This is a genomic window from Herbaspirillum sp. alder98 (assembly GCF_020179755.1).
GTDB lineage: Bacteria > Pseudomonadota > Gammaproteobacteria > Burkholderiales > Burkholderiaceae_D > Herbaspirillum.
Genome location: NZ_JAIUCY010000005.1, coordinates 149,751 through 161,914, shown reverse-complemented (window position 1 = coordinate 161,914; position 12,164 = coordinate 149,751). Strand labels below are relative to the sequence as shown.

Below are 12,164 nucleotides of genomic sequence, written 5' to 3'. Positions count from 1 at the left end.
ATGCGGTCTGCGATGCTTGCGCAATTTAGTACTACAAAAATTTAACCATATCACGGCTGCTTTGGCTGGAAGTGGATGGTTACTGTGATGAAGTCCATCTTCATAGGCGAAGCTGATATGACCAACGAAACATCACGGAGGTCTCATGACATAATCTCACCCCATTCGTGTCGTGATGCGGGCCTAAATTGCAAAAAAGACAATGACAAAAATGTGTCGGCGAGCAGGATATTAAACATGCCTTCTGCTACATTACTAACGAGAATAAACATTACTAATGACCTCCAGTGATATCAGCCATCAGGACTGGCTCGCGAAACATACATAAAACAAATAACAACTGAAACCCGCACCGGAGCATGTAATGGAATTAGCGCACGATTTCTCCCGCAAGCCGATCATTTTGATTGTCGACGACAGCCCGGATAATCTGTTGCTGATGGCGAATCTTCTCAAGGAAGGCGATCGCTACACAATCAAGATAGCCAACAATGGCGAAAAGGCATTGCGTATCGCCCAAGCCGATCCGCTGCCTGACCTGATCCTGCTCGACATCATGATGCCCGGCCTGTCGGGGCACGAAGTGGCGCAGGTCCTGAAGAGCGACGTACACACGCGGGACATCCCCATCATCTTCCTGACCGCGATGGCATCGACTGCCGACGAGACGCGTGGACTTACGATGGGTGCTGCGGACTACATCACTAAACCCATCAGTCCACCGGTCGTGCTGGCGCGCGTGGAGACGCAACTCAAGGTCAAGGCGGCGGCAGATTTCCTGAAAGACAAGAGCGACTATCTGGAGCAGGAAGTCGCCCGGCGCACACTCGAAGTCCTGGCCATTCAGGATGTGACCATCCACGCGATGGCCTCGCTGGCCGAAACACGCGACAACGAAACGGGCAACCACATCCGCCGCACCCAGTACTACATGAAGATATTGGCCGAGCATCTGCGCGACCATCCACGCTTCCGTCATTTTCTCGATGATGAAACGATCAAGCTGCTGTTCAAGTCGGCGCCTTTGCACGACATCGGCAAGATCGGCATTCCCGACCGGATTCTGCTCAAACCGGGCAAGTTCACGCCGGAAGAATTCGAAATCATGAAGACGCACACCACCCTTGGGCGCGATGCGATTGCGCATGCCGAGCAACAACTGGGCATGAATGTCGAATTTCTGCATCTCGCAAAAGAAATCGCCTACGGCCATCAGGAAAAATGGGACGGCTCCGGCTATCCCGAAGGCAAAGCGGGAGACGACATCCCCATCTCCGCACGGCTCATGGCGGTGGCGGATGTCTACGATGCCCTGATCAGCCGGCGCGTTTATAAAAATGGTATGTCGCACGAAGAAGCCGCACGCATCATGCGCGAAGGACACGGCAAGCATTTCGATCCCGACGTCTGCGATGCTTTCTTCGCCTGCGTGGATCAATTCCGGGCGGTCGCGGCACAATTCGCCGATTCCGATCACGACATGGCGCAAAAAGCCGCCGCCCTGCAATTCATTTCCGGTGCCGAATGAATTTTCCGCTGACTGCATGACATGGGAGCTCGCATGAGTTCGGCTTTTCAGATCCTGGAGCGCTTGCCGCTTCGTCATAAGCTGGTAGTTGGTTTTGTGTCGCTGTTGCTGTTTTCCCTTGCCCTCGGCATTCAAAGTCTGCAAACGCAGGCCGACCTGAGCAGGGACCTGAAGCGGCTGCAGGAAGAAGGCATCATCGGCATCGCCAGGGTGCAGGAGGGCAGAATCCATTTTGCACACATGGTGCTTGCGGCCCATCGCATCGTCAGTGCGGAATCGGTGGGAGAACGCGACGAGGCCGTGCAGGAAATGGACGATGCATACCAGTACGTCCAGCAAGCTATTCAGTCGACCCGCCCGACGCTGTTCAAATCGGACAATGTCGAACGTCTGGACCAGTTCGAGATACTCCTCTCCCGCATGCGGCGGACCATGTCGGAGGCGCTGGATCTCTCCAAGCAAGGCATGCGACGCGAAGCCGCATCGCTGGTCGAGAGCATCAGCTTCAAGGAAGTCAACCGCAGCGCCGATAGGCTGCTGGCGGAAATTGCCACCGTCAAAGAGTTTGGCGTGCGCGACACGGCGGTGAATGTCCAGACTTTCGCCTTTACCCGCAACGTATTGACGTACGCCCTGCTGCTCGGAGGACTGGTCCTGGCGCTGGCCTTTTCCTGGTTGATCAGCAGATCCATCAGGCGCCCCATCAACCGGGTCAGAATCGCGGTGGAAGAGCTGGCCGCCGGCAAGCTGCACCTGGATATCCCGCATACGGATTATCAGAACGAGACCGGCGATCTGGCCCGTGCCATCGCTTCCTTGCAGACCGAATCAATCCAGCTCGAGGCCCAGCGCTGGATCAAGTCGCAGGAAGCCATGATTCAGGCGGCACTGCAGCAGGCGGACTCACCTGAAGAATTGGCGGCGCTGTTCTTCCAGCATCTGGCGCCGCTGCTGCATATCGGTCAGGGCTTGCTCTACCGCTGGGACAGCGCACGCGAAGTACTGATCCTGGCGGGCGGCTACGCGGTCAGCGGCGATCACGCGCCAGCCGGAAAAATCGAACCGGGCGTCGGCCTGCTCGGCCAATGCGCCAGAGACCGGTTGCCCAGAACAATGCAGCAGGGTGGCGACGGCGCCTGGCGCATCCACTCGGCGCTTGGCGAGATTGCCCACAGCGAGATCATGGTGCGACCCATTCTTAATGGCGACAAGCTGGCAGGCGTGCTGGAACTCGCCTGCTTCGAGACGGCAGACGACAGCGCGAGGGCCTTGCTGGAAGAAGTGTTGCCGCGTCTCGCCATCAGCATGGAGATACTCGATCGCTCCCTGACCGTACAACATCTGCTGACGCAGTCGCAGGAGCAGGCATCGCGTCTGGAAGAGCAGGCGACCGAACTGGAAGCTCAGCAAGCCGCTCTCAAAGAGACAGAAGCCTGGTTTCGCGGTGTGGTGGAGTCGGCCCCGGACGGCATGCTGGTGGTCGATGAACACGGCAAGATCATTCTCGCCAATACTCAGCTTGACGGTTTGTTTGGCTATGAGACCGGCGAACTGCTCGGCCTGTCCGTGGAAAAATTGGTGCCGGCCTCGGTTCGTCCCCGTCATGCCGGGCTGCGTAAAGGTTTCACTAGAGAAGAGGGCACCCGACAGATGGGCGGAGGCCTGATGGATCTGCAGGGTGTTCGCAAGGACGGCAGCCTGTTCTCTGTCGAAATCGGTCTGGCTTCGTTGCCAGCAGTGGGCGAATACGGTCAGTGCGTTTGTGCGTCGGTGCGTGACACGAGTGAGCGCCGCGCCATGGAGGCCAAGGTTCAGGAAAGTGAAAAACGCATGCGCCGGGTGCTCGACAGCAGCCCCGTGGCCATGTCCATCGAACGGCAAGACGACCGTTCGCTGATCTATTGCAACCGGCAGCTGGAAATCCTCGCGGGCATGAGCGCGGATGAATTGTTTTCCCGGGACAAGGCATCCGGCTTGTGGGCTGATGACGGATGCAGGCAGCGCTACGCGCAGGCGATTTCCGCCGGCGATGTTCTCAATTTTGAAGCCGGCTTCCTCCGCCCTGACGGTTCGGTCGTGGAGGTTCTGCTGAGCGCCATCCAGGTGCCGCTGGCGTCCGGCGACATTACGGTCGAATGGTATTACGACATCACCGACCGCAAGCGGGCCGAAGAGGAGGTCCGCCGCGCCAAGGAGATTGCCGAGGGCGCCACCCGCGCCAAGAGTGAATTCCTGGCCAACATGAGTCATGAAATCCGTACGCCGATGAACGCCATCATCGGCATGAGCCATCTGGCGCTGTCCACGCAGCTGGACAAGAAACAGCGCAACTATATCGAGAAGGTCCATCGTTCTGCAGAAAATCTGCTGGGAATCATCAACGACATTCTCGACTTTTCAAAGATCGAAGCCGGCAAGATGACTGTGGAGCGCGTCGATTTCCGGCTCGAAGACGTGATGGACAACTTTGCCAGCATGGTCGGCCTCAAGGCCGACGACAAGGGCCTGGAACTGTTGTTCGACAGCCCGGCGCACATCCCGACTGCGCTGATCGGCGACCCGCTGCGGCTGGGCCAGGTGCTGATCAACCTTGGGAACAATGCAACCAAGTTCACAGAAAACGGCGAGATCGTCGTCGGCATCAAGCAAGTTTCCGTGACGCCGGATGAGGTGGAGTTGCATTTCTGGGTACGAGATACCGGGATCGGCATGACCCCGGAACAATGCAGTCGCATGTTCGAGTCATTCAGCCAGGCCGATAGCTCGACGACCCGCAAATACGGTGGGACGGGACTGGGTCTGGCCATCTCCAAGCGTCTGGTCGAGATGATGGACGGCCGCATCTGGGTGGAGAGCGAACATGGAGAGGGCTCGACTTTCCACTTTCATGCGCGCTTCGGCCTTCAGCGCAATGCTGCGCCGCGTCGCATGTTCAAGGCGGAAGAGCTGCTCGGTCTGCGTGTTCTCGTGGTGGATGACAACGCCAGCGCGCGCGAGATCCTCTCGACCATGGCGCGCAGCTTTGGGCTGGAAGTGGACATGGCCAGCAGCGGCAGCAAGGCACTACATCTTTTGAAGGATGCCGAGCGCAGGGAGCTGCCTTACGATCTTGTCCTGATGGACTGGAAAATGCCGGGAATGGATGGCGTGGAAACGGTACTCCAGATGAACGCGGGCGAGATTCGTTCGGTACCTTCGGTCATCATGGTCACGGCTTTCGGCCGCGATGAGGCACAGGAAGAAGCTGCGCGCATGCAGGTTCGGCTGTCGTCGGTGCTGACCAAACCGGTCACGCCGTCCACCTTGCTGGAGGCAATCGGCGAGGCGCTGGGCAAAGGGGTCGTGACCGAGACCCGCTCCACCGAACGGCATGATCAAAGCGCCGGCAATGTCACGCTCCTGGCCGGCGCCCACGTACTGCTGGTGGAAGACAATGAAATGAATCAGGAGCTGGCCGGCGAGTTGCTGACGGCCGCCGGCATCTCCTTCATGCTTGCAGAAAACGGCCAGCAAGCGCTCGATATTCTTGCCGGCGACGAAACCTTCGATGGCGTGCTGATGGATTGCCAGATGCCTGTCATGGATGGATATACGGCGACGCGCAAGATCCGCGAACAGCCCCGGCACTCCCGATTGCCCGTCATTGCGATGACCGCCAACGCGATGGCCGGCGACCGCGAACAGGCAATCGACTCCGGTATGAACGACCATATCTCCAAGCCGCTGCATGTCGCGACCATGTTCGCAACGATGGCGAAGTGGATACGTCCGTCCTCTCCTCAATCGACAACGCCGCAAACAAAACGGCCAGAAAATAAGACCGCAGAGTTTCCATCGCTTGCCGGAATTGATCAGGCAGCCGGCTTGGCTACCTGCATGGGAAAACCGGATCTGTATCGTCGCATGCTGCTTAAGTTTCAGGAATCGCAACAAGGCTTCCCGCAGTCCTTCGCCGATGCGTTGGCGGCCGGCGATCTGACAGTCGCCACCAGGCTCGCCCATACCTTGCGGGGTACCGCCGGAAATATCGGCGCGATGACGCTTGCCCAGTCTGCCGCAGACCTGGAGGCCGCCCTCCAGCAGACGGGGGGCGATGTCACATGGGCGCCTTTGTCGGCGACCGTCAACGATAAGCTGCGTACCGTTTTAGCGGGGATCACGCAACTCGGATCTGCTCCGGAGTCTGGCGCAGCGCTGGTGGCAACTACGATCTCCGGGCCGCGATTCCAGCAATGCCTTGATGAGCTCAAACGTCTGCTGGCCGACAGCGACGCAGCTTCGCTGGATTCGCTGAGTGAACTGGAAGGCATTGTTGCCGGAAGCGGCGAGGCAATTCAGTTGCGCGAGGTAGCGGCTAAGATTGAAACGTTCGACTTCGATGAAGCTTTGGCCTTGCTTAACACCGTGTCTTTCGTGCGATGAACATGCTTTGTCATTGACCGGAAATGATCCGATAAATATATTTCTAATCAACAGGGGATGATCATGACAATTTCAAAAAAGCTTCACCTTCTGATTTTTTCCGTGCTTCTTGGATTGGTTATTCTGACGGGGATCAGCGTATACCAGATCGACCGAGTCAACCGCGCCGCCAGCTACGCGACCGTCAAGACAGTTCCCAGCATTCTCACGATACAAGATGCTTCCGACGCGGCATATTCCATTCGGGTAGCGCTGTGGAAGTACATTGCCGATGCCGATCCTGCGGTAAGAAGCTCGACGGAAAAGGCGATGAGTGCGGCACACGTCAAAGTCATCGAGGCATTGAACAAGTACGAAAAAGAAAATATCGCAGACAAGAATGATGCCGAACTGCTGCGCGCTGCCCGTGAGACGTTTGCCGTTTATGAAAAGCAGCGAGAAATCGTCATGGCTGTTGCTGCAGCCGGGAAGATAGAAGAAGCGATGAATTCGATGCTGGCGTCACAAGGCGCCGTCGACAAGATGATGAACGCCTTCGCAGAACAAAAAAAGTACAACGAAAAACTCGGCAAGCAAGGCGCTGAGACGGCGACAGCAACCATGCAGAACGCCAATATTCTCGCGGTTCTCGTCAGCGTGATAGTCGCTTTGGTGGTGGCAATAACCGGCTTGATGCTGTCCCGGAAAATAGTGAGATCGCTTCTTGAAGCCGTCAACGTCGCAAAGGCAGTTGCCGACGGCAATTTGACGATGAATATCCGGGTGACCTCCAAAGACGAGATAGGTCAGCTGATGCAAGCCATTGATCAGATGAATAGCAGTCTTGTCGCCATCGTCAGCGATGTCCGTCTTAGCGTGAACACGATCACTGCAGCCTCCAGTGGGATTGCGTCCGGCAATATGAATCTTTCCGTTAGAACAGAACAGCAAGCAGGGTCACTGGAAGAAACAGCGTCCGCGATGGAAGAACTGACTTCCACTGTTAAGCAAAATGCCGACAATGCCCGTCAAGCCAATGAGTTGGCGGTTTCCGCTTCCGAGGTGGCCACCGAAGGGGGCAATGTCGTCAGCCAGGTAATCACCACCATGGACACGATCAATACTTCTTCACGCAAGATCGTGGACATCATCAGCGTCATCGACGGCATCGCCTTCCAGACCAACATCCTCGCACTCAATGCGGCGGTAGAAGCTGCCCGTGCCGGCGAGCAGGGCCGCGGCTTTGCAGTGGTCGCATCCGAAGTGCGCAACCTTGCGCAACGCAGCGCGACTGCAGCCAAGGAAATCAAGACGCTGATTGATGACTCGGTCTCGACCGTCGAGAACGGTAGCAATCTGGTTGCACAGGCCGGCGCCACCATGGAGCAAGTAGTCAACAGCGTGCGCCGGGTTACCGATATCGTCGGTGAAATCAGCTCCGCCAGCGCCGAACAAAGCAGTGGCATCGAGCAGGTGAACCAGGCTATTACCTCGATGGATCAAGCCACCCAACAAAATGGGGCGTTGGTCGAACAAGCTGCCGCCGCCGCGCAGTCGTTGCGGGATCAGGCGCAACATCTCGAAAAGACGGTCAGCGTGTTCAAACTTGACCCTGAACGTGTGGCCGCCACTGGCTTCGCTCACGCCGCCGCGCCCACGACCCCGACTGCCGCGAACCGCAAGGCGACCGTGGATATCACGCCCAAGCCTGCACCGATCCAGAAAAACACTGCACCCAAGCCTGCGCTTCCGAAGTCTTCCGCTCAAAAGGACATCGCCGAAAAAGACGGCAGCGGATCCTGGGAGGAATTCTAAGGCGCGCGATGTTGGCAAAGTGGAATGAACAACTTACGCGTGCACTCTGATTGATCTTTTACGAGATATCCTGCTCATGGATACCACCGCTCAAAAGTCCTGCTGTTACTGGCTCACAGGTTTGTCCGGGGCTGGAAAATCAACGATCGCAAACCTGATCGATGAAACTTTGCGCGCTCAGGGCTATCGATCCTTTGTGCTGGACGGCGATCGATTGCGGCTTGGGCTGAACAATAATTTGTCGTTCACCAAAGCGGACCGATCAGAAAACGTGCGCCGCATCAGCGAAGTCGCCAAGCTGATGGTAGAGGCCGGCCTGGTTGTTGTTGTAAGTGCAATTTCCCCCTATGAAGATGATCGCCAGGCGGCCAGGCGGCGTTTTCGCAATGACGAATTCTTCGAGGTGTTCATCGATACGGATATCGAGGTCTGCATGGAGCGAGATCCGAAAGGATTGTATCGGCGGGCCAAGGCAAAGGAGATCACACACTTTACAGGCGTAGATGATCCCTACGAACGACCGACTCATCCTGAATTTCTGATCGATACCGACCTGCTTTCAGCCAGGGCAGCAACTGATCAAATCGTTAAGCATTACCTCGCGCTGAACACATCGGCGGGAGTACAACCGGCTTACGGCGTTCGTTGACGGTAGGACGTGAATTGGCGGGATGACATCGTTTTTTGCGGAAAATCAATAAATGATGGTAATACTCTGCGCAATTCATTGGATTAGCGTAGGTGTCTTCTGCGTAACATGGCTATGTCGCGGATGACTGTTGGGATACAACGAATTCGCTGCGGAGATGTAGTTGACTCCCTCGTAGAAGGGTATTGATATGAAATATCCCGGATCCATGAACCATGTGTACCGTCTGGTCTGGAGCGAAGTTCAGGATGAATGGGTTGCGGTCGCCGAGGTTTCGCGCGGAGGCGGCAGAGGACGCAAGCGTGTTCTCACCCTCCTGATTGCGGCGACGCTGGCAAATACAGCCGTGGCTGCTCCTCCGGCCGGAGTGACCGTCAATGGCGGCGCCGAAGGCGTTGACTATACATTTGACGCCAGCTCACCTCAGAACATGACGGTTACAGGGGCCGGGGCCATCAACACAAGTGGTGCCACCGGCATCGTTACCGACGGCACAGCCACACTTGGTACGCTGACCAATGATGGCGTCATCAACAGCACCGGCAATGTCTACGGCGTCAGCCAGGGCGGCGCGCTGGGGACACTGACCAACAACGGCACCCTCAGCGGCGGCAACACTTCGGGAGGGGGCGCGCTCAACAACACCGCCGGCATCGGCACGCTGACCAATAGCGGCGCCATCAACGGCACTTACTACGGCATCAACAACTCCGGCACGATCACGACACTGACCAACGACAGCGGCAAGACCATCAGTGCCTCCGACAGTTCAAACGGGGTGGCAGTCACCAACAGCGGCACCATCAGCACGCTGAATAACAGCGGCACGATCAGCGGACCTCAATCCGGCATCAGCAACTCCGGCACCATTACGACGCTGCTCAATAACGCCAGCGGTGCTATCAACTCGAGTAACAATGCCATTGTAAATACCATCGGCGGCAGGATAGATGCCCTGACCAACGAGGGCACCATCGACGGCAATGGTAACGCCATCTTCAACTTAGGCACCACCGGCGGACCGAGCAACGCCGTAATCGGTACGCTGACCAACAATGGCACCATCAATTCGGTCGGGACCGCCATCACCAACGGCGGTACGATCACTACCCTGGTCAACAACAGGACTATCTCGGCTGGATTTGTCGGCATTTCCAACAACCAGTCAGGGACGATAGGGACGCTGATCAACAATGACACCATCAGCGGCTCACCCACCGGGCTGAGAGGTGCAGCCATCGTCACTGACGGCAGCATAGGCAGCTTGCTCAACAACGGCGCCATCAGCGCCGATGCAGTCGGCATTCTGCTCAATTCCAATGGCGCGATAACCGGACTCACCAACAACGGCACCATCAGCGCCAGCGAAACAAACCTCGTCAATGCCAGCGCCACATCTCTTTTGACCCGTTTTGGTATCAGTAACGGCGGCACGATCAGCACACTGACAAATTTGAATACCCGGGTCATCAGCGGTAGCGACACAGGGCTCAGCAACACCAGTACGATCACCGCGTTAAGCCATATCGGTCTGAACAATACCAGTGCGATCGGTACCGTGACCAATAGCGGCATCATCAGTGGCAGCAATACAGGCTTCGTCAACAGTGGAACGGTCACCACGCTGAACAATACCGGCCTCGACAATTCGGGGGCGATCACTGTGCTGACCAATAACGGCACCATCAGCGGCAGTGACTCCGGTCTCAACAACACCGGAGCAATCGATACGCTGACAACTGTTGGTATCAACAACACCGGGACAATCACCGCGCTGAACAATAACGGCACAATCGGCGGCAGCAATACGGGTCTCACCAACACGGGAACAATTACCACGCTAACCCCTACTGCCGGTATCAACAACGCCGGCGCCATCAATGCGCTGACCAATGCCGGCACCATCAGCGGCGACGATACCGGCATCAACAACACCGGCACGATAGGGCCGCTGATCAACAGCGGCACCATTACCGGTGCCGTCAATGCTATCTACAATGACACTGCCGGCGCGATCGGTCCGATCACGAACTCCGGTGTGGTTGCCGGCAATATCCAGAACCTCAGTACGCAGAATCTGACCTTCAATGGCGGCACCGGTACGACCTTCGGCACCCTGACCGGTTTTGGCGGCGGCAGCACGATCGGCACGATCACCAACGTCAACTCGAATATCATATTCGGCTCAGGCAACCTGCTGCTGAACGACAACATCAACGTCGGCGTCAACGCGGTGAACAATAGCGGCACTGCTGTGCTGCAGGTCAATCAGCCGGTGACCATCACCGGCAACTACAACCAGGGGGCCGGTGCAAGCCTGCAGATCGGCGTCGCCGCTGGCGCCACAACGTTGGGCGCGATCACCGACACGGGCTACGGCAGATTGATCGTGACCGGCGACACGACAATTGCCGCGGGCTCATCAATACGACTGCAGTCAAACGGCTATGCTTTCGCCGCCGGACAACGTTACGTGGTGGTGGATACCGCCGGCACCGCCAACTACAATGCGGACACGCTGCGTTACTCGATCAATGGCAATTCAGGCACCGTGACCGGCTCGGTTGTCGCCAACGGCGCCAATAGCGATCTGGTGCTCAACGTACAGGGCGTCGCGCCAACCCCAGAATTTGCGACTGCACCGAATGCCATTGCGTCTCTCCGCGGTTTGTTGCGCTACACCGGTATCAGCAATGCCGGGCTGCTGAATCTATACAACGCCACACTGGGTTCGCTAAGCCAAGGTTCGGTGGCGAGCGCCAATCGCATCGGCAAACAATTGGCGCCTGCCCAGGCCAACTGGGCGCCAGACGCGCCTTTCTTTCATGCCTTGGACATGGTGGGCGAACACGTTGATGGACTTCGGCGCGCGGAGGACGGCGGCGACGACGGTGTGGCAACCGGCGAAAGTGCAGTTCAGCGGACCATATGGGGCCAGGCCTATGGCGGCCATGCGCGCCAGAGTGAGCGCGATCAGGTGGACGGCTATGGTGCCAACTACAGCGGTCTGCTATTCGGGGTGGATCAGGCGATCAACGACGGTTGGCGCGCCGGCGGTGCGTTCAGCTACAGCAATACCGCGATCAACAATACGGGGGACACCTCCGGCAGCGACACGCGTGTCGACGGCTACGGTTTGATTGCTTACGCGAGTTATGACGGTAATCCGTGGTACGTGAAATACTCCGGCGCGGCGGTGCAGCAGCGCTACAAGACTCGCCGGGCGATCAGCCTCCCGGGATTTTCGGACTCAGCTTCGGGTAGTTTCAACGGCCGGCTGTATGTGGCGCGTGCCGAGGCCGGTTATCCGCTGGCACTGGGCAATGCAACACTCACGCCGCTTGCCGGCCTCATGTATAGCTACCGGACGCAGGCCGGCTACACGGAGAAGAGCAGCAACGGCGCGGCCCTGGCGGTGAGCTCCGCGCATGCCGGCTCTCTGAAAAGCGCACTGGGCGCAAAACTGGAGCAAGACTTCACTACCAGCTACGGCAAACTTGTATTGAGTGGCCGTGCGCAGTGGATCCATGAATATCGCGACACCCGGCAGACGGTGGGCGCCAGCTTTTTCGGCGACGCCACTGGACAGACAGCGTTCACGACGGTGAGTGCATCGTCGGTGTCGAACCTCGCGGATATTTCACTTGGCGCCACGCTGCAACGTTCCGACAATCTGAGCCTGGCGCTGCGCTACGATCTGCAGGCCGGCCGCGGCTTTTTGTCGCAGACAGCGTGGCTGCGCCTGCGCAAGCTGTTCTAAGCTGCTTATGC

The 12,164-nt window shown here is 57.6% G+C and carries 5 protein-coding genes; all 5 read left to right on the top strand.

Annotated features, from left to right (window positions below; translation table 11 throughout):
* Positions 1-364 precede the first annotated feature (364 nt).
* The 5 genes from LBW87_RS13515 to LBW87_RS13495 all read left to right on the top strand — a co-directional run bounded on the left by LBW87_RS13515 (position 365) and on the right by LBW87_RS13495 (position 12,153).
* On the top strand, positions 365-1,528 hold the full coding sequence (locus LBW87_RS13515) for an HD-GYP domain-containing protein (RefSeq protein WP_225202015.1): 1,164 nt from the start codon (positions 365-367) through the stop codon (positions 1,526-1,528).
* Positions 1,529-1,561: 33 nt separating this feature from the next.
* On the top strand, positions 1,562-5,950 hold the full coding sequence (locus LBW87_RS13510; RefSeq protein ID WP_225202014.1) for a response regulator: 4,389 nt from the start codon (positions 1,562-1,564) through the stop codon (positions 5,948-5,950).
* A gap of 63 nt (positions 5,951-6,013) precedes the next feature.
* The gene (locus LBW87_RS13505) at positions 6,014-7,744 is read left to right on the top strand and encodes a methyl-accepting chemotaxis protein (protein ID WP_320442733.1); all 1,731 of its coding nucleotides are present in this window, start codon (positions 6,014-6,016) and stop codon (positions 7,742-7,744) included.
* A gap of 76 nt (positions 7,745-7,820) precedes the next feature.
* Complete coding sequence (cysC, locus tag LBW87_RS13500) at positions 7,821-8,393, top strand: adenylyl-sulfate kinase (RefSeq protein WP_225202013.1); 573 nt, start codon at positions 7,821-7,823, stop codon at positions 8,391-8,393.
* A 190-nt stretch (positions 8,394-8,583) separates the two neighbouring features.
* On the top strand, positions 8,584-12,153 hold the full coding sequence (locus tag LBW87_RS13495) for an autotransporter domain-containing protein (RefSeq protein WP_225202012.1): 3,570 nt from the start codon (positions 8,584-8,586) through the stop codon (positions 12,151-12,153).
* The last annotated feature ends 11 nt before the right edge of the window (positions 12,154-12,164 follow it).